The organism is Bacillus sp. TH25, assembly GCF_016650935.1.
GTDB lineage: Bacteria > Bacillota > Bacilli > Bacillales > Bacillaceae_G > Bacillus_A > Bacillus_A mycoides.
In genome coordinates this window covers 60,124-81,231 of record NZ_JAEKEU010000039.1, presented here as the reverse complement: position 1 = coordinate 81,231, position 21,108 = coordinate 60,124, and the positions used below count along the sequence as shown (strand labels likewise).

Here is a 21,108-nt window from a genome sequence, read left to right as displayed (position 1 = left end):
GAGTAGAGGCTAATGTTTGTATACAATTCTGCTTTATAGCATGTATCCACAATTTATATTTTAATCCTCTTTCATTAAAAAGGAACAAAATATGCAAAATTACATATTTCAAAGAAAAAGACACTCTACAGAGTGCCCTCTAAACCATTTTACTTTTAACATATCACTTTGAATATATTTTACCATATTTAACTATATCGGTTGTTGAGAAAATTCAAAATCGTTATTTTTTTATCAACATCTTCAAAATCATGTAATATTAAGGATGCAATAAAACATTATAAAAATTGAGGTGTATTATATTTATGTATTTTGGAATTATTCCTCTTATATTGTTTATTATTTTTCTTATCTCTTACTTAAAAGATCCACGGAAAATAATAAATGGCTTTTTATTTAATGCCTTTTTCTGTTCATTTCTATTCTTTTGTGCTATAGCCTCATATGCGTCTGGTAATAACAATTTACATTTTATCGTTCTTATTCCTATACTAGCGTTAATTGTAATGATACCTTTTGCTATAGTCGCTTTAATGTTTGGACTATTTCTTAATGCAAAAATTTTAATGCAGAGAGAAGGACGACGCTTCACAAATTCTTTAACTTTAATCGCAGCTTTAGGGATTTTATTCTTTATAATGCTCTCTATCATAAATCCAGCAAGTTTATTCTCTGCACATTTTCAATTTATTTTTGCTGCGATTTCTCTTATAACTATGTATTTCTTTATACATTTATCTAACTTCTTAAGCGCTTATTTTCTATACCAATTCAATAGACCGAGACGTAATCAAGATTTCATCATCGTTCTTGGTAGCGGCTTAATTAATGATAAAGTACCACCTTTACTTGCAAGTCGTATTAATAAAGCAATCGACTTTTATTGGAAACAAGCAGCTGTTACTACACCGCCGACAATCATTTTCTCTGGCGGACAAGGTCCAGATGAGGGCCTTCCTGAAGCAGAAGCAATGCAAAAGTATGCTGTTGAAAAAGGAATTCCACCTGAACATACAGTGCAAGAAAATCGCTCTGTAAACACATATCAAAATATGTCGTTCTCTAAAGAAATTATGGATTCTTTAAAACCTGAAGGTAAGTATAGAAGTATCTTTACAACGAACAACTTCCATCTTTTCCGCGCTGGTATATATGCAAGACAAGCGGGTCTTAATAGCCAAGGAATTGGATCAAAAACTGCATTTTATTACTGGCCTAATGCAATGATTCGCGAATATGTTGCAATCGTCGTTATGGGACGTAAACGACATATGAAAGTGTGCGGAACTATTTTAGGTTTCGCTTTATTCCTAACGGTCCTTAGTTTTATTGTTTCTTAACATTCTCCCATCCTTTCATAAGGATGGGATTTCCTATACCCATTTCAAAAATATTTTAAAGATAATATGGTGATAATATTCCCTGCATACATCCATTAAAGGAGAATTTTTTCAGATTAAATGTTAAAATAAAATTTAGGTGTGAATGATGTAACAAACAAGAAACTAGTTTGAAACGAGGAAATTACATGGAGAAAATTATGAAAAACAAGCCCAATAAGCTAAAAATTGCTTCAAAAGCTTTGATGATTATTATTGGGGCATTTATCACAGCGTACGGATTAGAAGCCGTATTAATTCCAAATAACGTATCAGACGGTGGTGTAACTGGTTTAAGTATCGTTAGTTCAAGATTATTCGGGTTACCATTAGGAGCTCTAATCGCAGTTATTAACATTCCTTTCGTTTGGTTAGGATATAAGCAAATCGGTAAAAGCTTTGCGATTTATTCCATTATCGGGATTGCTTCACTAGCAATAGGTACCGTTGTCATGCACGGAGTACCAACAATTATTGAGGGCGATACACTTTTAATTACTGTTGTTGGTGGTATTATTATCGGTTTTGGTATGGGACTAGCATTACGTAATGGTGGGGCATTAGATGGAATCGATATGCTAGCCGTATTACTTTCTCGAAAGTTACCATTTGGAACAAGTGATCTTATCTTATTCTTAAATATGTTTGTCTTTATTTTTGTCTCAACAGTATTCGGTCTTCAAGGAGCTATCCTTTCGGCAATTGCTTACTTTATCGCTTCGAAAGTGATTCATATCGTTGAAGTTGGCTTAAGTGGCTCGAAAGCATTTAAAATCATCACAAAAGAGCCTGAATTAATGGTAGAAACAATTCGCGATCGTTTAGGCCGAAGCGCAACGTATAACGAAGTATATGGTGGTTATTCAAGAGAGCAATTCAAAGAAATCTCTTGTGTAATTAACCGTTTAGAAGAAAGTAAAATGAAAGAACTTATTAATGAAATCGATCCAAATGCCTTTATTACAGTTTATGACGTAGCAGAAGTAAAAGGCGGTAACTTTAAGAAACGTGATATTCATTAATCGTTATGAAAAAAGAGGGTGTGCCAAAATATTGGCACACCCTCTTTTTATTATGAAGTTGGTAAATCGATATTCCTTTTCGAATCGTTGATATATTTTGAGTTATGATGGATATAATTGAAAAATCGTTGATATATTGTAAGTTGTGATAGATATAATCGAAAAACCGTTGATATATTTTACTCCCCCCATCTTCCCCCGCTTTTAATCCAATCGACGTACTTTTGAAAGGCGTTCACTTCATGTTGAAAGCGAAGCGGAATATATAGAAAGAGAGTACATGTACATAGTATCCATAGAATACCAACTACAAAGTGAAATTTCATCGTTGTACTAATAAACAAACTGAGGAATAATACGAGGAACATGATTAAACTAAATCTTTTATACATAGTCATAATATTCCCTCCTTATTCATTAATTGTACCAGCTGCAAGGAATTAATTACCATAATAAAAAGACCGAAAAGCAAATTTCACTTTTCGGTCTCTATACTATCTTCTCTTCATAATTTTCCCTGAACCGCCAACCCTCGTTTTCGGGGGAGACGTATTCTTTGGCGGAGTTTTAATGGATGATTTCGGCTTCACATCAGATCCGCTCGATCCATCTGGCGTTTTCGTAATTTTCCCTTTGCTTCCGGTAGAAGGTGGAGGCGTCGTATTACTTCCTTTTTCAGTAATACTTCCCTTATCACCTACTGATGATTTCGGATCTACATTATCTCCTCGCTTAATGATAGATCCTTTCCCTTCCTTCGTAATTGGAGGCGGGGTTTTCTTTTCTTCTTTCGTAGGTGGTCTTTCCGGGATAACCGGTTTATGATTTTGTCTATCGTTATATCCGCGATAATCACCGTATGATGATTTCCGTGAACCGAATATATCGTTTAATATACTCCCCATAATATATCCTTGTAAGAAGGATGGTTGGTAATTTTGACGAACAAATTCTTCATTACTTATTTCAATTAGCGTATCAGATGGTTTCTCTTTATCCTTTTGAAGATTATACATTTTATCAGAATAAACGAGGAACATTTGATTTTCGTCTTCTTTAGATGCTTGCTTCGGTTTCCTTTCGGCTATAAGTTCCTTTGCGACTTCAGGAACTGACCGATTGGCGGCCCTATACACGTAAGATTCTTGTTTACCTTCTTTTGCGACAGACTCAAGCGGATAACGGTCTTGAATTGACTTCGCTTGACCACTTTGACAGCCTGATAAAGCATAACCAGCAATAACAAGTAATGTAACGATAGCAAGTATAGGGATTACGAACGATTTAATCATGGTAAACAATCGGTTTGACATGATTACGCCCCCCTTATGTTGCTCTTATAATTTGTACATCAGCAGGAATAATTACTTCTCCCTCATACATCATTGTGCGACCATTTTGCCATTCAACACGTAATAATTTGCGGTTATCAGATTGGAATTCCCATACGTACTGTTCTTCTGAAGCAGCGAATGGTGTTTTCCCCATAACAACAACACGTCCATTATATTGTTCTTCCATATGATACTCTATATCATCCATTTCAATCGTCGTCGGAATTTCATCGATTGAATCTAAACGACCATCAATCGGTGTATACAATTTGTAATACGTATTTTCACGGTCTTCGATTTTCAAATAACGAATATCTTTCCCGTCCTGCAGGGTTAAAATAATCTCCTTGCGAGAATGCATGCTCGTTTTCCCAGTTAATTCGTACATGACTAACGAGACTTCAATCATATCGCCAGGAGCCAACGTTAAAAGACTCTTTTCTGGCTTCGGCGGTTCCGGACTCTTCATTATATTTTTAATACGTTTAAATAAACTCACAATCTACCCCTCCTTTTCTCTTTATAAACAAGCACCTAAAATAAGTGCACCAACGATATGTAATGAACCAGCTAACAACGCATGTGCTACGCTGCCTTCTTTCGTTCCTTCTTCTAAATCTAAACCAGACATTTTCTTTAACACGAACTCAATGAACATTTCTACAATTAATAAAATAACGAATGAAACTGCTGAGGCAAGAAGCGCTTGCCATAAGTCATTCGCTTTCGTTATAGATTGAGATAAAATGTACCCTTGCGCAAATAATTTCATAACGAAACGCGTTGTCACTGCTGTATTTCCATTTTTCATTTCTTTTAAATCATTGTATTTTGTAAAAATCGAATCAACCCACATAATTGCAAATAAAAGTACCGCACTCGCTCCAGTCCATACAAGCATAGCTAAAACATTCGTCCACGTCATTGCAAAACCTCCTCTAAAAGGTAATAGAAAACCGACATGAATTCTCTTCAGACATGTCGGCTTCTTTGTCTATTCTATATTATTTCTCATACTGCTTCATAATACGAGCTAATTCATCGTCAACAGCAGAATTTTTGTTTAAGCTTGCGAATTCATCGTCTAATGACTTTTCTTTCTTGTAAATTTCACCGCTTGCTTCTGCTTCAGCCTCTAATTGAAGAGCTTTCTCTTCCATACGGCTTAAACCAGCTTTTGCTGTATTTGAGTCAAATCCAGACATCGCCTGATTAATATTCTTTTGTGCTTTCGCTGCATTTACACGTGCAACAAGTGTTTCACGTTTATTTTTCAGCTCTGTTAATTGCTTACGCATTTCTTCTAGCTTAAGACGAAGGTTATCAGCAGCTGCTTTGTTTTGCTCATAGCTCGCTTTATACTCATTCATCTTTTGCTCTGCATTTTGTTTTTCTTCTAAAGCACGGCGCGCAAGATCTAAGTTGCTAGCTTGAACAGCCATATGAGCTTGCTCTTCACGTTTTTTCACAAGTGCTTCTTGCTCTTCAAATAATATTTTGAATTTCTTCTCAAGCGCGATTTGAGCCGCTACACTTTTCTCAGCTTCTTGTACATCCGCTTGCATATCGCGTAAATATTGATCCGTCATCTTAACTGGATCTTCAGCTTTTTCAATTAATGAATACACATTCGACATTGTTAAATCTCTTAATCGTTTAAATACAGACATCCAAATTCCTCCTATGATATACCTCATATTTCAAATTCACTACTTGGAAATTTAAAAATCTCCCTTTACAGTAAGAATATTCATTTTTATAACCTATGTGTTCATTATAACAAAACTAAGATGTCCTTACATGTTATTTCCAAAATACAACTAATATAATATGACATTCCAGATATAATATTGTATTCCTACTATATCCTTATTATTTCTGCCTCCAAAATTAACTTATTTTTGCGCAATTTCACTAAATTACATAAGTGTAATGTTACTGTAAGCTAACTCGATAGTTACGTTTCAACATTTCTTATACACTAATACCAGCGGCAACGAAAAAACAAAAAAGCTTCTCAACATGTAAGAACTAATACAAAAACTATATTTACTATAAAACATATAAAAAGGAGAAATCATCATGAAAAAATTAGTAGGAATCGGATTAGCAGCAGCAATTTCATTTGGAGCATTATCAGGTTGTTCTTTATTAGGAGAAAAAGCGAACGGCTTTGTATTATACGGAACAGAAGAGCAAGTTCAGCAAATTGCAGATAAAAATAAAAAAGAAGTAAAAGAAAAAGATGTATACAAAATGAAACTTACAACGCTAGAAGATAAAAAAGTTCTTGTAATGGATAAGAAAACTGGCGAGGAACTCGTTAAGAAAGAATTACTACAAAAAGTTGATGAAAAAGACGACACGAAATCACTTGATAAATTACCAGCTGTAACAGCAGAACAAGGCGTGTTATTCGCAAAAAATAAAATAGAGAATGCTACAATTGATGGCGCGAAATTAAAATATGAAGGTAACACAATTATCGGTAGTGGCCGTGCATATGCAGATATGTTCGCGATTGTTGATGATGCAACTTACGGCAATGTAAAAGGTGAAGAAAAATCTGTGGGTGTATTAAAATTTGATAAAGACCCTAGTAAAGAATTCCCTGGAAAAAATGGTGTAGAAGGAGCACAACTTGTAAAAATTAAGAAATAATAAAAAAGCTTTGCGAAATTCGCAAAGCTTTTTTCTACTTGTGAGCAATTTGCTCCATATCTGGACTACAAGTTTGCGACTGACATGACTTATTTAAAGAGCATGCTGCGCACTTTCCTTTTTTACTTCTCTTTACAAAATTAACTAACGTATATGCTGCATAACCAAAAATGATAGCTCCAATTATAATATTGACCATCACCCTAATACATCTCCTTCTAGAATCCGAGTAAGGATCCAACTTGGTATATAATGAGCGTTAATACATAAGCAACCACGAGCGGATAAACGACAGAGAAAACGGTCCATTTCACCGATCCAGTTTCACGTTTAATAACAGCTACTGTCGCTAAGCACGGAACATATAATAAAACAAAGAACATAAATGCATATGCTGATAGCGCAGTATAATGTGCTCCCATTACATTTCCTAGCACATCTTCTTTAACCGCATAAATAATTGCCATTGTAGAAACGACAACTTCTTTCGCTAAAAATCCTGTTAGAAGGGATGCCCCAGCTTGCCACGTTCCAAAACCGAGCGGTGCAAATAGTGGTGCGATAAATCCACCAATCATCGCTAAGAAACTGTCTCCCATATCAACACCAAATCCTGATGGACCTGCATAGTTTAATAACCAAATGACAACAGAACCACCGAAGATGAATGTACCTGCTTTACGAACAAAACCTTTACCTTTCTCCCACGTGCTGAGCCATAACGTTTTCGCTTGTGGCACACGGTAAGGCGGTAGTTCTATTACAAAAATAGATTTTTCTGCTTTTAAAATAGTAAGTGACATAATTTTTGTAACAAGTAACGCAAGAACAATACCTGCAATGTATAAAGAGAACACAACAGTTGCCTGACTATTAGGGAAGAAAACTCCCGCAAATAGTGCATATACAGGTAAACGTGCTGAACAAGACATAAATGGTGTTACAAGAACTGTAAGTAATCTTTCTTTTTCTTGTTCAATCGTTCTCGCAGCCATAATACCTGGAACGTTACATCCAAAGCCGATAATCATCGGAATGAACGCTTTTCCGTTTAAACCGAAAAACTCCATAATTCTATCCATAACAACTGCAATTCGTGCCATATATCCCGAGTCTTCTAATAATGAAATGAAAAAGAATAGTGCAAAGATTTGTGGAACGAATACTAATACCGCACCAACGCCGGCAATAATCCCTTCTGTAACGAGTGCTTGAATAAAGTCAGAAGCGCCAACACTTGTGAGCCCAGCTGTAACCCAATCAGTAAGTTGTCCGCCAAAAAATCCATCGAGCATATCAGATAAAGGTGTACCAATCCACGTAAACGTAACCTGAAAAATAAAAAACATAACTGCTAAAAAGATTGGAAGTCCTAAAATTTTATGTGTAATTAACCTATCAATTTTTTCTGAAAAAGGAATTTTTCCTTCTTTCTCATGTTGCATAACATTTGTTTTTAACTTTTCAATATACGCTTCACGAGTCTTGTAAATGTGCTCCTCTAACGTACAATCAAGTTTTCCACCTAAACGAGATCGAATGGCTATAAGTTCCTTATAAATTGGTAATGCTTTCATTTCTTTTTCTACTACTTCGTTATTGCTTAAAAATTGAAGGGCTAACCATCTCGGATGCTCATAATTCGCTGTCTCTAAAAGAGCGATTACCTCTCCAATCCCTTCATCCATTTGTACACCATATGAAATAATGAATGGCTTTTTCTCTTTTTGTTTCTCTTCATGAAGAGTAGTAAGTAATTCTTCACAGCCTTTTCCAGTTCTTGCGATGACAGGAACGACTGTTACACCTAATATTTCTGATAACCGTTTTACATTAATCACAATTCCTCTTTGCTTTGCCACATCAATCATATTTAAACCAATTGAAACGGGCTTACCAAATTCAAGTAATTGCAATGTTAAATGCATATTTCGCTCAAATTGAGAAGAATCCACTATATTTAACATATGATGAAATTCATCTGTTAGTAGAAAATTCGTAACGACACCTTCATCACGTGAAACTGGATTCAAATCATAAACGCCTGGTAAATCAATTAATGTTCCTTGCTTATCTTTTAATTTACCAACCTTCTTTTCTACTGTTACACCACTCCAGTTTCCTACATATTCATAAGAACCGGTAAGTGCATTAAATAATGATGTTTTCCCTGTATTCGGATTCCCTAGCAAAGCTACCTTATTCACGCTAATTCCACCTTTATCATTTTCGCGTCACAATGACGAATACTAATTAATTGTCCACGACACTCCAATGTACAAGGACCTTTAAACATCGCTTTCTGTTTCAGGCGAAGTTCGCTTCCTTCCGCAAGACCGAAAGCAGCCAGTCTACGCTTTAATAACTGATCTAACGACTGAATACTTTTTACTAACACTTTCTCGCCAATTTTAATATCTACTAAGCTCATAACCTTCCCCCTCAGAAGAGAATGATAATTATTTTCAAAAAAATTATATCATACTCTATTTCTCTTGTACTATACCCTTTTGCTTCATATTTATTAACATTTCGCTACAATTCTATTTCAATAATTGTCATACGGTATTCATTTGCCATTCTCATCCATTTCGCTTACAATGAACAATAGCAAATAAAGAATCTCGTTATCACAGGGGGAGCCTTACCGCTGAGAGGGAACACTTCGTTCCGACCCTTAGAACCTGTTAGTTAATGCTATCGCAGGGATTGTGCAAACGTCCGAAATACATACCTCTTTTTTATTTACGTATTTCGTATCCTCCTATGATAATGTTCTTTTTTTGCGTCACTTGGATTTAGGGGGAGACAACATGCGTAACACTAATTTACAAGCGATGATCGAATCTGCAATTCTTGCAGCCTTCGCCTTGGTTATCGACATTTTACCACTTTCAATCAAAATATCAGCAACAGGCGGTTCTATATCATTCGCTATGATTCCTATTTTTATTATCGCATACCGCTGGGGCTTCAAAATGGCTTTCTTAGGAGGCTTAATTTGGGGATTATTACAAATTGTCGTTGGAGATGCGATTATCGTAACACCAATTCAAGTAATAATTGAATACTTCGTTGCTTTCGCGTTCATTGGATTTGCTGGTTTATTCTATCGTCCCATTCAAAAAGCACTTTTAACATCTAATGAGAATAGCAACGAACAATCAAACTTAGGTAGCCGTAAAAATAAACCTTCAACAAAACAAAACCAAGGAAAGAAAGTAATTGGATACATTATCCTTGCTACATTTATTGGCAGTCTAGCTCGTTACTTCTGTCACTTTATCGCCGGCATTATTTTCTGGGGACAATATGCACCAAAAGGTCAATCAGCTTTCCTATATTCTTTAATATTTAATGGTAGTACCATGATTGGTTCATATATTATATGTACAATTTTACTTATATTTTTATTTACAACTTCACCACGCTTATTCAAAAGCATCAGTGCTTATCAAATGAATACACAAAAAAAGGGCGCTTAATTAGCGCTCTTTTTTTCATATCGTAATATCAATAATAAATACAATAAATGCACAAAAGAAAATAAATACCATCACACCTAGTAAATTGCTATTCATGGCTAATCTACTCCTTACATAACCTCTTTTTCTAACCAGATTATATCTCTTAAAAATAAAGATTAGGTAAAGATAATATGAAAATAACTTAAAAAAAAGCGTAGCATGTATGATCTACGCTTTTTTCGGTAAGTAGAAGTAAAATAACACCCCATCTTCTGTATTCTTTACTCCATATTCAACATCGTGTAGTTCTAAAATATTCTTTGAAATGGCAAGCCCAAGCCCCGTTCCACCTTGTGAACGATGACGCGCTGCATCCACGCGATAAAAACGATCCCAAATTTTATCTAATTGCTCTTCTTCAATGTGAGTACCTTTATTTTCAATACACACTTTTATACGATCCTTCTCATCTACTGTAGAAATAATGATATCCTCTTTATTTGGTGTATAACGTATGGCATTCGTAATGAAGTTCACGATAACTTGTTCAATCCGACTTTGGTTTGCAATCACTTCAAATGAACGTATATTTTTATGAACACGAAGTTCTTTTTTCTCTATCTCCACAGAAAGGTATTCACATATATCTTCAATTGCTGTATCAATATAAAATGAATCTTTTTTCATTTTATATGTACCAGATTCAAATTTAGCTAACTCAAGCATATCCAAAATTAACGTATCCATTTTGTCTACTTCTCGTTCCATTGCTTGAAAATAGTACTCTTTTTTATGTTCAGCTACCCCATCTTTTAAAATAGAAATACAGCTTTTCATAATACTTAACGGTGTTTTTAATTCATGTGAAACACCAGAAATGAATTCTTTTCGCGTCTTTTCTAACTTTCTTTCTTTTTCAATATCTTGTTCTAACTGTCCAATATGTGAATGTAGTTTATTAGATAATGTATTAATATTTTGCGATAAATCACCAATTTCATCTTTTGAAGTAATCGGAATTTTTTCTGTGAAATCCAAATGAGCTATTTTCTTCGTTGTATCATTTATTTTTAGTAACGGTTTTGCAATTTGTTTTGAATAATAGAAAGAAGCTAGAAAAATAAGAATGACTACAAACGCAACAATGTAAATGTAATAATCTTGCACCATTTGAACAGCCTCATCGACAGGCTGTAAAGAAGCCATCGCGTATATGTATGTCACCGATCCATCTTTTTCTTTTATTGGTTTGATTAATAATTTATATTTTATATCATTTTTTTCATAGTCCATTGTTTGTGTTGCATATTGTATTTGATTGCTTTCTTTTAGTAATAAATCAGCTTGAAATTCTTTTATATTATCCAAAAATAAATTATTTTTATAAATTGGGTTTACAGGCCCTTTTACATCGGGGAACTGTACTTTCGTAACACGTCCTACTATGGGAGCATCTAATTCCTGAGCAGCTTGCTCCTGAACGGCCGGCTTCTTTTCCTTAACAACTTGTTCCTCAGCTGCTTTCTTTTTCTCCTGATCTAATTTAATCATTTTCTCATTAAATGCTTTTTCTAACGGTTTATTAGATCCACTTAAATTTTGCTTACCTAACGAGAAAGAGAATGGAATAAAACTTTCTTCTTTTCTCACTCCAGAAAAATAAATTTCTTGTCCTGAAAACTTCTCTGATAATTTATTATCAATCTCCTCTATATTGACGAGATTACCTAAGGGAATCTTGAATATTTGTTGTCCAAAGCTCTTTTGTTGCCTACGGTCTATCGTTACTTCAAAATAAAAATCATCCACATGTTTTAAATTCCCATTCTGATCTAATATCGTAATCCACGTATTATTTTCTCTTAAAAAATCTTGCTCCAGTTTCTGAACTTCTTCTGCACTTCCTGCATAATTTAAATAGTTCTTTGCAAAGGAATTTAAGTTCATTTTAATATCTTCCACTTTTCGATTCGCATAATATTGTTTGAAAAATATTGTTTGCCCAATAAATATCGTCGCTAAAATCAACATACATAGAGCTGTTGTAAGGGTAAATAATTTAAGTACAATCCCTTTTCTCATATGTTCCCCTCGAATTTATAACCGGTTCGCACTACAGTTGTAATGCACTTTGCTTTCTCTCCTAATTTATTTCGCAAATTACGAATATGACTATTTACTGTGCGATCATCCCCAGCAAACTCATATCCCCAAATCCTTGAAATGAGTTGCTCTCTCGTTAAAACAATCCCCTGATTTTTCATGAAATACACTAATATTTCAAACTCTGTATGTGTTAAACTAATGTCTGCCTCATCAACAGTAACAGTACGTGACGGGAAATGGACATGAATGCCGTGAATTGATAACGTATCATCTTCATTCTCTAAAGGTTTCTTCGATGCTTTTCTACTTTCCAACAACCTTTTCGCTCTTGCTAATAAAATTGGCGGACTATACGGCTTCGTCACATAGTCATCTGCCCCAAGTTCAAAGCCAAGTAACGTATCATCTTCATCTACACGCGCCGTCAACATAATAATAGGAACCTCGGACGTCTTACGGATTCTTCGGCAAACAGACCATCCATCGAGTTCTGGCAACATAATATCTAGAATAACTAAATCAACCTCTTCTTCTTCAAATACAACTAAGGCTTCTTTCCCATCTCTTGCTTCAAACACTATATATTGTTCACTCAAAAAATAATCTTTTAATATTTCACGCAAAATATCTTCATCTTCAACAATCAAAATGTTTTTTGACATAATCTATGTCTCCCCCTCTCGCTTTCAAAAACTACAATTTCATTTTGAATAACTACCAGTTAACTTCGCTTCAATAATATATCGATCCGGTGCATCCCCTATATAATCAAATGGATAGCAAGTCGTCAGTGTTAATGTTGGTTCTTCTTTTTTTATAATAACAGTACGATCATCCGCATGGGTAATCCATGTCTTTTGAATTTCATATGTGTAAGTTTTATTATCATACTCTAAAATAAGAGTATCCTTTTCTTTTAACTCTCCTAAATCTGTAAATACAGTATCTCGATGCCCACTCAGTACAGTATGTCCTCCTCCAGATGGAGTTGTCGTTAAATCGCTAACAAACATACCAACTCCTTTTTTCAAAGTTGCATCATTCGCTCCCCAATATATAGAAAACTTCTTCTTTATTTTCGGTATATTTAACATCGCTACCTTTTCTCCTTCTTTATGCTCGGTTTGAGAAGAAGGTACTTGGGACGTTACTGGTGTTTCATGTGAAAGTTGATTATCTTGTATATTTTTAAGGCTCTTTATTTCTTCTTTCGTTAATTCTTGAGCAGAGCTTTTTCCTTTATACCATTCCACAGCGTAATACGATCCCATGAATAGCCCTATGGCCATCAATATGATACCGATATAATTGAGTAACTTCACGTTCCATCCCTCCATGCAAAAAATGGTAGGAATAACCTACCATTTTTAATATATGAAATTATCCCATTCTTTATAGGAAAATATTTTATTTATGCCTTAACTTTATTACGACGATTCAAACCAAATAATGTCCCTATCCCTACAAGACATGCACTTAGCGCCATCATTGCTACATTATTTGATGCTGTATTTGGTAATTTTTCACCTTGTACAACTGGCTTCGCTACTTCCTTTTTCGCTGCATCATTCTTTTGCCCGGCCTTAATTGCTGCTTCTTTTTTTGCAAGAGCTTCCTTTTCTTGTACTTGTGGTGTTACTTCTTTTTTCGCTGTATCATTCGTTTGCCCAGCTTTTATCGCTTCCTCTTTTTTAGCCATATCACCTTTTTCTTGTACTTGTGCTGCTTGCTTTTTCTCTTCTTCATTTTTTTGCTGTATCTTAATTGCTTCTTCTTTTTTAGCTTTATCTTGTTGCACTTGCGCTGCTTCTTCCTTTGTTACCGTTCCAGTATCTGCACTTGCTACTGAAGAATATCCTACTGTTAAAAGTGCCATTGCACAGATTGGTAATAGCTTCTTTTTCATTTTATCTCTCCTCTTATACGTTTTACATCACTTCGCATCGGATGTATCACTAGAATAAACAAGAGATATAAATATAAGATGCAGATGAAATATATTTCATTTAAAGATTTCATTGTAGAAAAATAAAAAACATCGCAATATATACGATGTTTTTTTGGTGCGTGTCTCAATATTTACATGTTACTTTCTCGTGTTTCAGAAGTAGAGCGGGCCGGAGCGATAACTAGTTGTCTCGGCTCAGTTTTCTTGAAGTGATTTTTGACGTTACACTTACGACGTTGAACAACCCATGCTTTAATAGGATTTGTTAAAATAACTCTTTGCTCTTCGTTAGGGGCCTCTTCTTCCAATCTACAACTTTCGCTCCATTTACGCCATTTCATTGTAAATTTAGAAGAAGAATGATCGTCTTCTCGATCAAACAAGTGCAAAAAATCCATTTCTCCAGCTAGCATTACGGTGTTACTAGTCGCTAAAAAAGAAAAGGTTGTCCAACGTTTCTCCATGCCCTCCTACTCCTTCTTCACATATAGAGTGCCTAAAACTTAATTTACCTAAAATCTGCTTTCCTTTTACCTTACACCCCTAGTTTATCCAAAATGCTATTATGCAACTATCGATTTTTCTTACAACTACCTTACATTTTTGTAAGAAAAAAACCTTCACTCTATATAATGAAGGTTTCTCACTTTTTATCTATATGATTTTTCATATTATCAACTCCAGCTTCTTGAAGCTGTGATATCATGCCATGGGAAATTGCGCCTAATACTAAAGTCATTCCAATTAGTGAAATGCGAATTGCAGGTACATCAATTATGTAAGCCAACATACCAAGAACAATTGTTAAAAGCAATGCTTTTATAAATGTTACACTTGTATACTGTTTCTTTTTCATCATAATCACCCTTTATGGAAGCGTTTTCTTAATATAATCAGTATATCATATCATCTGACTATTTTGTGGGGATTTCTGTAAAAACCTTATGTCTTCTTTGACTTTTTTCTTTCTATCCTTTACAGTCGAAATGTTCACAAGTTTTACACTGTAGGAGGATTCAAATGAAAATTGAAATAAAAGACACTTTAATTTCTGAAGAACAATTACAAGAAAAAGTAAAAGAACTAGCGCTCCAAATCGAACGTGATTTTGAAGGAGAAGAAATCGTTGTAATCGCTGTATTAAAAGGATCTTTCGTATTCGCTGCTGATTTAATTCGTCACATTAAAAACGAAGTAACAATCGACTTTATCTCTGCATCTAGCTACGGAAATCAAACAGAAACAACTGGAAAAGTGAAACTATTAAAAGATATCGATGTAAACATTACTGGAAAAAACGTAATTGTCGTAGAAGACATTATCGATTCTGGTCTAACACTTCACTTCTTAAAAGATCACTTCTTCATGCATAAACCAAAAGCATTGAAATTCTGTACGTTACTTGATAAACCAGAGCGCCGTAAAGTGGACTTAAAAGCTGAATATGTTGGCTTCCAAATTCCAGACGAATTTATCGTTGGCTACGGTATCGACTGCGCAGAAAAATATCGTAACTTACCATTTATCGCTTCAGTTGTAACGGAATAATAAAATAAAGTGAAACTTTAATCAGTGGGATTTTTGTCCATCCCCAATGATTATTGGCCCGCAAATAGCGGGATCAAATAAGCTTCCATGCATTATTGGTGGAAGTTTTATTTCTATCGTAATTTATAAAAACAAAGGGAGAGATGAAGAATGACAAAGACAAAATTTGGAAAAGTACTCCTCATCGTAAATCCGAAAGCAGGGCAAGGCGATTTACATACGAACTTAACAAAAATCGTACCACCACTTGCCGCAGCTTTTCCTGACTTACATATCCTTCATACGAAAAAACAAGGTGATGCAACAAAATATTGTCAGGAGTTTGCTAGTAAAGTAGATTTAATTATCGTCTTCGGTGGTGACGGAACTGTATTTGAATGCACAAACGGCTTAGCCCCTCTTGAAACTAGACCTACACTTGCAATTATTCCAGGCGGAACTTGCAACGACTTCTCTCGCACACTCGGCGTTCCGCAAAATATTGCAGAAGCAGCAAAACTCATTACAAAAGGACATATAAAACCAATCGATGTCGCAAAAGCAAACGGACAACACTTCTTAAACTTCTGGGGCATTGGACTCGTATCTGAAGTATCAAACAATATTGATGCAGAAGAGAAAGCAAAGCTTGGTAAAATTGGTTACTATTTAAGCACAATTCGAACTGTAAAAAATGCTGAAACATTCCCAGTAAAAATCACTTACGACGGACAAGTATATGAAGACGAAGCTGTCCTTGTTATGGTTGGAAACGGTGAATATCTCGGCGGTATTCCTTCCTTTATTCCGAACGTAAAATGCGACGACGGAACACTTGATATTTTTGTCGTTAAATCAACAGGCATTCAGGCATTTAAAGATTATATAGGAAAAAAATTATTTGAAGACTCAAATGAAAATGACATCTTCCACGTAAAAGCGAAATCCATTCATATTGAAACAGAAGAAGAAAAAGAAGTAGATACAGATGGAGAAAGTTCGCTCCATACACCATGCCATATTGAACTATTACAAGGACACTTTACGATGATTTATAATCCTAATGTTGTGTAATAAAAAAAACGAGTGATATCACTCGTTTTTTCTCTTCTAATCTAATTATGTCGTTGTATAATTTCTTGTATTTCTTTAACTCTCTCTAAAGTAATTCCATTTCTTTGTTCCAGCGCAAGAGGATGATCAGTCGGTTCTAATTCGATGAACGGAGCCATTCCAACTTCTCTTATATGTATATTTGTCTTTAAATTTAGTGTTTCTGAATAAACTGGTATTTCTACAGATAACCAGCCAAAATAAGGATCACTATTTTCTCGTCCTCTTTCATCCCACTTTTCTAGTACTTTATCATAACTTTCTTTACTAAGTGATACCCACACAGTCCAGATAAAACTTTCATGGTAATCAATTATAGGAAGCTCTAAACATCCCCTAATAAAGTAATGTTCATCGTCCATTACGCAAAGATCTGATGTTAAATGGAAGCGTCCCTCTCTTTCATGAGGCTCTACCTCGTAATAATATGGTGCTTCACTTCCGTAACATAAAGGAAGTGTAAAGCGGTTCATTTGTATCTTTTCTCCGGACTTTCTTCTTCTTTTCATCTATTATGAGTTCTCCTATCCTTTAAATTTCATTCACACTCAAAATCCATCCAATTTTTCCAATGTGTATTAGAATCCTTATTCACAATAACACTTGGATCTTTCTTCTCTATTGCAGCAGCTACTGATTGGAAGAATTCATTTTCACTTACTTTCTCGTCTTCAACATGTTTCCACTCTTCCGTTTCATACACTACTTCCCAATCGCCTTTTAAACCTACCTCTGCTAAAATTTCTTCTTTATTCCACCATACTAATTTTCTAGCTTCGTCATTAGTAGCAAGCATACGCATGAAATATGTTGGATAAGACTCTGTCGTTTGTACTTCTATTCCATTATTCACATAATCTTCTTCTGTAAATTGATATTCAAAATGATGATCACGAATTTTCAAACTGCCGTTATGAATATCCGGTATAAATTCACCTTCATCATCAAATAATTCATAATCTCCATCATTTAATTGCAACATACCATCATCACCAATTGAATGATTAATTCTATCACCATATATTTGAATATCATTAAATACACCTAATGAACCTACACCAACAAATTGAAACACCATTAACCAATCTTTATTATCTTTAAAGAAAAGAGAGAATTTCACTTGTGAAACATCCATATTTTCATTATCTAAGGCAGGAAATTCATATTTACTTTGCTTTTTATCTAATAACTTTAAAATATCTTTTTGCATACGTATCACCTTTTTCTCAATATAAATAAAAATTTCCTTTCATTTTCACTAGAGTATAACATAGACATACTTGCCTTTCACTTTCTAATAATACTACTAACAAAATAGCAGAAGGGCCTGTTTGCATGCCCTATTTCTTTTTAGATACAATGAAGGAAAGTAGCAACCTGATACAAGGGAGAGGAAAAGCTGTGTTCAACCAACAGTTAGTTAATTTACGCATTAATTTTGCATTTAAACAATTGTTTGTTACGAATGGTAGTGAAGATATTCTACTTGCATTTTTAAATGCTAGATGAGCACTTAACTAAAACATTGGAGGATATTGCTATGAACCGAAATCCTATTTTACAAAAAGCAATAAACAAATGGGAACGTATGAGTCAAGATTCATCTTTCCGACAAGCCTATGACGCGAGGGAGAAAGTGTTAATGGATGAGGCTGCAAAATTCGCCCACGCAGAGCAAGAAGGAATAAAAAGAGGAATAGAACAAGGCATTAAAAAAGGTATTGAACAGGGCATTGAAAAAGGCATTGAAAAAGGTCGAAAAGAAGGGGTTCAACAAGTAAAAACACAAATGATTAAAGATATGTATGAACTTGGTATGCCACTTGAAACGATTGCTAAAGCAAGTAAATTAAGTGTGCATGAGGTTGAGCGTATTTTAGGACATAAATAGTGATAAAAAAGAGTTTGAATTACTTCAAGCTCTTTAAATGTACTTAAAACTTGAAGAAATCCACTACTGTGTAAACAAAGAATTACCGTCAATAAACCTTTTAGCACAAATAAAGTGTGTGAAATTTCAACTACTACTGGATATACTCCTCAATTACTCGTATTAAATCTATTTTAATTCAGTTCTCTTAAATTTTTTTGGACAGTATACTCATTCGCGTTCAACGATGATTTATAATCCTATGCTTGTATAATCACTATTTTATTATAATTTTAATAATTACTAACCTTCGCATTTTTTAAGAAAATACAGTATAATGAATAACTAAAAGGTTGTTAACAAAAACGTTAACAACCTTTTTTGTTTTTTCTAAAAAACTTTTCAATTTAAAGGAGCGATCACATGTATTGGAGAAAAAATGATAAACCTGTAGAAGAACCAGAAGCAATTGCTGTGTGGGAATGCGAAGCAGACGACTGCCTTGGATGGATGCGTAAAAACTTTTCTTTAGAAGATAAGCCACAATGTCCGTTGTGTAAAGGTGACATGAAAAGCAGCGAACGATTACTACAGAAGTTATAATACCTTTCCCTCTTTATCTTTTATATACTGAAAAGATAGAGGATTTTATTTCTCCTTATCTACAGTACAAGTTGCTTCCTAATTATAAATAATGAAAGAAGCAGCTATTACGTAGAATAGCTGCTTCTTTCAATCTATAACTTCTTCATCGCTATAAATTCCATATAATATTCCCCTAAATTTATCTCTATTCATCATTCCCCTTACTCACTACATACTAGACTTCTTTCGGAAGAACAATTTTTTTATACAATTGAACTGTAATGAAATAATAAAACACATAAATGACTAAGAAAATAATAATCGGCAGCCAAATACGGAAATATGGATTATCTATTAAGAACGAGAACATGCTCATTCCGACTAATACGTGCATTATACCTACGATCGCTGGAAACAAGAAAACTAAAAGTAACTCTTTATAAATTGATTTCGTTAATAGCTCATAACGCACACCAATTTTACGAAGCATTTGATAGCGAATAACATCTTTTGAAGCACCAGAAAGAATTTTAAACATTAAACAGCTTGCCAGCATCGCTAAGAAAGCTATGCCTAAGAAAAATCCCATAAATACTGTTCCACTGTAAGTACTGTAATATCCTTCATATAGCATATATTTACTCAAAAGATGTACTTCTTTCATATCTTTATATCTAGCTAGCTCTAATTCATCGATTTTTTTCCATTCTTCTTTATACGTTATAAAATTGTCCGTTTTCCCCAGTATTATAATTTCTTCTTTACCTTGTATCCCGTCATACATCTTTTGATCTACAATTTGTATCTTTTGACTAGGATTCATATATGTCTTTTGAAGAGACCTTAAAACATTTCCCCACTCTTCTGGAATTACATTGGTATTATCCTCATTTTTTTCTTGCCTATGGCTTAAAACGGCTCCGACAATTAGCTCCCTCGAAACAGGAACGAATCGGCTACTATTCTCGTCTTTTCCAGTACGTGTTAGCGGACGGTTTCTTTCTAAATCTTCTTTCAATTGATAAATAAACTGCTCATCTAATTTGTATCGATATTCATTCTTTTCTTTAAATGTAATACTATCTAATATTTTCTTTTCTTCTGCTGTGGGATTTTTAATTTCGACATCATAGTATTCTGCACTCTCCACCATATTTGTGACATTATTTTTTAACGCCATACCACTGGAGATTGCACCCGCACCGAGAGCCACTAACATAGCAACTGTCGCTAATACTTTCGTTAAACTATTAATAGAAAAACTTAACTGTGCAAACGTAAACGCATTGATTCCTTTTTCACTACGATTTTTATTCGCTTTTAGTTTGTTAATAATAATGGGAAGGAATGATGCAAATAGCATGTAAGTTCCTAATGTGACTGTAATTGTAGCAATGATAAATCCTGATTCCTTTAACTCTTTCATATAAATCATCGAAGCATAACCAACTGCTAATAAAATAATTGATAAAAGTGCTACTATATTCGTTAGTTTTCCTTTAATAGGCGTACGCTCTGTATGACTATTGGAGTGAACGAGTTGTAATAGCGAATTACGCACTAGTTTCATACCATTCATAATTGCGGACAACATAAATAATGCAATGAAAAAGATGAAAGTAACAATAATTGATGGTACATAAAATGCATGATAACCACCGCCAGTAAATTCTAGTTCCTTCATTAGCAAATGGCCAACACCTTGCGCCAAGATTATACCGACTATCACACCTACTATAAGAGATACTATTCCTAATACAATTGTTTCAATAAACATAAGCAATGTAATTTTATGCTTTTTTGCCCCTAATACCATATACATACCAAATTCTTTTTGCCGAAGTGATAATAAAAATGAATTGGCGTATAAAATATAAAATAATGTAATGAAACCTAATAAAAATGATCCTGTTTGGAAGACTGAAAAAATTCCATCCATGGAATTCCCTTCGATAAACGTTTTATTTAACGCTAACGTTTGAAACATATAAAAAATTGAAATAGACATAATAAGCCCAACTAATAAGACCATATAGTCTTTTCGTTTACTTTTTAGTCCCGACATGGAAAGTTTGAATAACATGTTGAACCTTCTT

The 21,108-nt window shown here is 34.3% G+C and carries 24 protein-coding genes, 1 pseudogene and 1 riboswitch; of the genes and pseudogenes, 8 read left to right on the top strand and 17 right to left on the bottom strand.

Annotated elements, in window-relative coordinates:
* Nucleotides 1-305 precede the first annotated feature (305 nt).
* Complete coding sequence (locus JFT89_RS24230) at nucleotides 306-1,340, top strand: YdcF family protein (protein WP_201040813.1); 1,035 nt, start codon at nucleotides 306-308, stop codon at nucleotides 1,338-1,340.
* Between the two features lie 188 nt (nucleotides 1,341-1,528).
* On the top strand, nucleotides 1,529-2,401 hold the full coding sequence (locus tag JFT89_RS24225) for a YitT family protein (RefSeq protein WP_002067795.1): 873 nt from the start codon (nucleotides 1,529-1,531) through the stop codon (nucleotides 2,399-2,401).
* A 179-nt stretch (nucleotides 2,402-2,580) separates the two neighbouring features.
* On the opposite strand, the gene JFT89_RS24220 is transcribed toward JFT89_RS24225, so the two are convergent.
* The 5 genes from JFT89_RS24220 to JFT89_RS24200 form a co-directional block, all read right to left on the bottom strand.
* Nucleotides 2,581-2,799: a hypothetical protein gene (locus JFT89_RS24220; protein WP_016095932.1), complete on the bottom strand. Its 219-nt coding sequence runs from the start codon at nucleotides 2,797-2,799 to the stop codon at nucleotides 2,581-2,583.
* Between the two features lie 96 nt (nucleotides 2,800-2,895).
* Nucleotides 2,896-3,714 (bottom strand): DUF4247 domain-containing protein, encoded by an 819-nt coding sequence (locus JFT89_RS24215; protein WP_016095931.1) that lies wholly within the window; start codon nucleotides 3,712-3,714, stop codon nucleotides 2,896-2,898.
* Nucleotides 3,715-3,727: 13 nt separating this feature from the next.
* Nucleotides 3,728-4,234 (bottom strand): DUF4178 domain-containing protein, encoded by a 507-nt coding sequence (locus JFT89_RS24210; protein ID WP_002015752.1) that lies wholly within the window; start codon nucleotides 4,232-4,234, stop codon nucleotides 3,728-3,730.
* A 21-nt stretch (nucleotides 4,235-4,255) separates the two neighbouring features.
* A complete protein-coding gene (locus JFT89_RS24205; protein ID WP_201040811.1) occupies nucleotides 4,256-4,660 on the bottom strand; it encodes a DUF350 domain-containing protein in 405 nt (134 codons plus the stop codon).
* 79 nt (nucleotides 4,661-4,739) lie between these two features.
* The gene (locus JFT89_RS24200) at nucleotides 4,740-5,405 is read right to left on the bottom strand and encodes a PspA/IM30 family protein (RefSeq protein WP_070145249.1); all 666 of its coding nucleotides are present in this window, start codon (nucleotides 5,403-5,405) and stop codon (nucleotides 4,740-4,742) included.
* A gap of 412 nt (nucleotides 5,406-5,817) precedes the next feature.
* Here JFT89_RS24200 and JFT89_RS24195 point away from each other — a divergent pair, with 412 nt between their 5' ends.
* Complete coding sequence (locus JFT89_RS24195) at nucleotides 5,818-6,396, top strand: lipoprotein BA_5634 family protein (protein ID WP_016095927.1); 579 nt, start codon at nucleotides 5,818-5,820, stop codon at nucleotides 6,394-6,396.
* Nucleotides 6,397-6,430: 34 nt separating this feature from the next.
* Here the strand turns inward: JFT89_RS24195 and JFT89_RS24190 are convergent, their stop codons facing one another.
* From JFT89_RS24190 to JFT89_RS24180, 3 genes are read right to left on the bottom strand one after another with little or no spacing between them, the layout of a single operon-like run.
* Nucleotides 6,431-6,598, bottom strand: coding sequence for a FeoB-associated Cys-rich membrane protein (locus tag JFT89_RS24190; RefSeq protein WP_000989597.1), 168 nt, complete (start codon nucleotides 6,596-6,598; stop codon nucleotides 6,431-6,433).
* A gap of 16 nt (nucleotides 6,599-6,614) precedes the next feature.
* A complete protein-coding gene (gene feoB, locus JFT89_RS24185) occupies nucleotides 6,615-8,603 on the bottom strand; it encodes a ferrous iron transport protein B (protein ID WP_201040809.1) in 1,989 nt (662 codons plus the stop codon).
* Entirely contained in the window at nucleotides 8,600-8,827 is a 228-nt protein-coding gene (locus JFT89_RS24180; protein ID WP_000060512.1) for a FeoA family protein, read from the bottom strand. The genes feoB and JFT89_RS24180 overlap by 4 nt, the downstream gene beginning before the upstream one ends.
* Nucleotides 8,828-9,021: 194 nt before the next feature.
* A riboswitch (TPP riboswitch) is annotated at nucleotides 9,022-9,123 on the top strand.
* Nucleotides 9,124-9,209: 86 nt separating this feature from the next.
* On the opposite strand from JFT89_RS24180, the gene thiT reads away from it, so the two are divergent.
* Nucleotides 9,210-9,881 carry an energy-coupled thiamine transporter ThiT gene (gene thiT / locus JFT89_RS24175; protein WP_201040807.1) on the top strand — a complete coding sequence of 224 codons (672 nt, stop codon included), beginning with the start codon at nucleotides 9,210-9,212 and terminating at the stop codon, nucleotides 9,879-9,881.
* Between the two features lie 210 nt (nucleotides 9,882-10,091).
* Here thiT and JFT89_RS24170 read toward each other — a convergent pair whose 3' ends face one another.
* The 6 genes from JFT89_RS24170 to JFT89_RS24145 form a co-directional block, all read right to left on the bottom strand.
* Nucleotides 10,092-11,945 carry a sensor histidine kinase gene (locus tag JFT89_RS24170; protein ID WP_201040805.1) on the bottom strand — a complete coding sequence of 618 codons (1,854 nt, stop codon included), beginning with the start codon at nucleotides 11,943-11,945 and terminating at the stop codon, nucleotides 10,092-10,094.
* The gene (locus JFT89_RS24165; protein WP_201040803.1) at nucleotides 11,942-12,631 is read right to left on the bottom strand and encodes a response regulator transcription factor; all 690 of its coding nucleotides are present in this window, start codon (nucleotides 12,629-12,631) and stop codon (nucleotides 11,942-11,944) included. Before JFT89_RS24165 ends, JFT89_RS24170 begins: the two co-directional genes overlap by 4 nt.
* Nucleotides 12,632-12,670: 39 nt before the next feature.
* Nucleotides 12,671-13,291 (bottom strand): class D sortase, encoded by a 621-nt coding sequence (locus tag JFT89_RS24160; RefSeq protein ID WP_201040802.1) that lies wholly within the window; start codon nucleotides 13,289-13,291, stop codon nucleotides 12,671-12,673.
* Between the two features lie 89 nt (nucleotides 13,292-13,380).
* Entirely contained in the window at nucleotides 13,381-13,875 is a 495-nt protein-coding gene (locus tag JFT89_RS24155) for an LPXTG cell wall anchor domain-containing protein (protein WP_002067780.1), read from the bottom strand.
* Between the two features lie 173 nt (nucleotides 13,876-14,048).
* Entirely contained in the window at nucleotides 14,049-14,381 is a 333-nt protein-coding gene (locus JFT89_RS24150) for a hypothetical protein (RefSeq protein ID WP_016095920.1), read from the bottom strand.
* A 179-nt stretch (nucleotides 14,382-14,560) separates the two neighbouring features.
* Complete coding sequence (locus JFT89_RS24145) at nucleotides 14,561-14,776, bottom strand: hypothetical protein (RefSeq protein WP_002175472.1); 216 nt, start codon at nucleotides 14,774-14,776, stop codon at nucleotides 14,561-14,563.
* A gap of 161 nt (nucleotides 14,777-14,937) precedes the next feature.
* Between JFT89_RS24145 and hpt the strand changes: the two genes are divergently transcribed.
* Both hpt and JFT89_RS24135 read left to right on the top strand, forming a co-directional pair.
* Nucleotides 14,938-15,465, top strand: coding sequence for a hypoxanthine phosphoribosyltransferase (gene hpt, locus JFT89_RS24140; protein WP_000687586.1), 528 nt, complete (start codon nucleotides 14,938-14,940; stop codon nucleotides 15,463-15,465).
* Nucleotides 15,466-15,615: 150 nt separating this feature from the next.
* Nucleotides 15,616-16,518 (top strand): diacylglycerol/lipid kinase family protein, encoded by a 903-nt coding sequence (locus JFT89_RS24135; RefSeq protein ID WP_201040800.1) that lies wholly within the window; start codon nucleotides 15,616-15,618, stop codon nucleotides 16,516-16,518.
* 41 nt (nucleotides 16,519-16,559) lie between these two features.
* On the opposite strand, the gene JFT89_RS24130 is transcribed toward JFT89_RS24135, so the two are convergent.
* Nucleotides 16,560-17,066 carry a DUF2199 domain-containing protein gene (locus tag JFT89_RS24130; RefSeq protein WP_201040799.1) on the bottom strand — a complete coding sequence of 169 codons (507 nt, stop codon included), beginning with the start codon at nucleotides 17,064-17,066 and terminating at the stop codon, nucleotides 16,560-16,562.
* A 29-nt stretch (nucleotides 17,067-17,095) separates the two neighbouring features.
* Nucleotides 17,096-17,767, bottom strand: a complete 672-nt coding sequence (locus JFT89_RS24125) for a DUF7003 family protein (RefSeq protein WP_201040797.1) — start codon at nucleotides 17,765-17,767, stop codon at nucleotides 17,096-17,098.
* A 294-nt stretch (nucleotides 17,768-18,061) separates the two neighbouring features.
* On the opposite strand from JFT89_RS24125, the pseudogene JFT89_RS24120 reads away from it, so the two are divergent.
* A pseudogene (locus JFT89_RS24120) lies at nucleotides 18,062-18,448 on the top strand (Rpn family recombination-promoting nuclease/putative transposase); the annotation flags it as partial.
* Between the two features lie 402 nt (nucleotides 18,449-18,850).
* Entirely contained in the window at nucleotides 18,851-19,030 is a 180-nt protein-coding gene (locus tag JFT89_RS24115; RefSeq protein ID WP_002067775.1) for a cold-inducible protein YdjO-related protein, read from the top strand.
* 217 nt (nucleotides 19,031-19,247) lie between these two features.
* Here the strand turns inward: JFT89_RS24115 and JFT89_RS24110 are convergent, their stop codons facing one another.
* Nucleotides 19,248-21,095: an FtsX-like permease family protein gene (locus JFT89_RS24110; protein WP_016095918.1), complete on the bottom strand. Its 1,848-nt coding sequence runs from the start codon at nucleotides 21,093-21,095 to the stop codon at nucleotides 19,248-19,250.
* Between the last annotated feature and the right edge of the window lie 13 nt (nucleotides 21,096-21,108).

Coding starts and splice junctions, on each gene's coding strand:
- JFT89_RS24230 (WP_201040813.1), top strand. CDS start 306: ATGTATTTTGGAATTATTCCTCTTATATTGTTTATTATTTTTCTTATC.
- JFT89_RS24225 (WP_002067795.1), top strand. CDS start 1,529: ATGGAGAAAATTATGAAAAACAAGCCCAATAAGCTAAAAATTGCTTCA.
- JFT89_RS24220 (WP_016095932.1), bottom strand. CDS start 2,799: ATGACTATGTATAAAAGATTTAGTTTAATCATGTTCCTCGTATTATTC.
- JFT89_RS24215 (WP_016095931.1), bottom strand. CDS start 3,714: ATGTCAAACCGATTGTTTACCATGATTAAATCGTTCGTAATCCCTATA.
- JFT89_RS24205 (WP_201040811.1), bottom strand. CDS start 4,660: ATGACGTGGACGAATGTTTTAGCTATGCTTGTATGGACTGGAGCGAGT.
- JFT89_RS24200 (WP_070145249.1), bottom strand. CDS start 5,405: ATGTCTGTATTTAAACGATTAAGAGATTTAACAATGTCGAATGTGTAT.
- JFT89_RS24195 (WP_016095927.1), top strand. CDS start 5,818: ATGAAAAAATTAGTAGGAATCGGATTAGCAGCAGCAATTTCATTTGGA.
- JFT89_RS24180 (WP_000060512.1), bottom strand. CDS start 8,827: ATGAGCTTAGTAGATATTAAAATTGGCGAGAAAGTGTTAGTAAAAAGT.
- thiT (WP_201040807.1), top strand. CDS start 9,210: ATGCGTAACACTAATTTACAAGCGATGATCGAATCTGCAATTCTTGCA.
- JFT89_RS24170 (WP_201040805.1), bottom strand. CDS start 11,945: ATGAGAAAAGGGATTGTACTTAAATTATTTACCCTTACAACAGCTCTA.
- JFT89_RS24165 (WP_201040803.1), bottom strand. CDS start 12,631: ATGTCAAAAAACATTTTGATTGTTGAAGATGAAGATATTTTGCGTGAA.
- JFT89_RS24155 (WP_002067780.1), bottom strand. CDS start 13,875: ATGAAAAAGAAGCTATTACCAATCTGTGCAATGGCACTTTTAACAGTA.
- JFT89_RS24150 (WP_016095920.1), bottom strand. CDS start 14,381: ATGGAGAAACGTTGGACAACCTTTTCTTTTTTAGCGACTAGTAACACC.
- JFT89_RS24145 (WP_002175472.1), bottom strand. CDS start 14,776: ATGATGAAAAAGAAACAGTATACAAGTGTAACATTTATAAAAGCATTG.
- hpt (WP_000687586.1), top strand. CDS start 14,938: ATGAAAATTGAAATAAAAGACACTTTAATTTCTGAAGAACAATTACAA.
- JFT89_RS24135 (WP_201040800.1), top strand. CDS start 15,616: ATGACAAAGACAAAATTTGGAAAAGTACTCCTCATCGTAAATCCGAAA.
- JFT89_RS24130 (WP_201040799.1), bottom strand. CDS start 17,066: ATGAAAAGAAGAAGAAAGTCCGGAGAAAAGATACAAATGAACCGCTTT.
- JFT89_RS24125 (WP_201040797.1), bottom strand. CDS start 17,767: ATGCAAAAAGATATTTTAAAGTTATTAGATAAAAAGCAAAGTAAATAT.
- JFT89_RS24115 (WP_002067775.1), top strand. CDS start 18,851: ATGTATTGGAGAAAAAATGATAAACCTGTAGAAGAACCAGAAGCAATT.
- JFT89_RS24110 (WP_016095918.1), bottom strand. CDS start 21,095: ATGTTATTCAAACTTTCCATGTCGGGACTAAAAAGTAAACGAAAAGAC.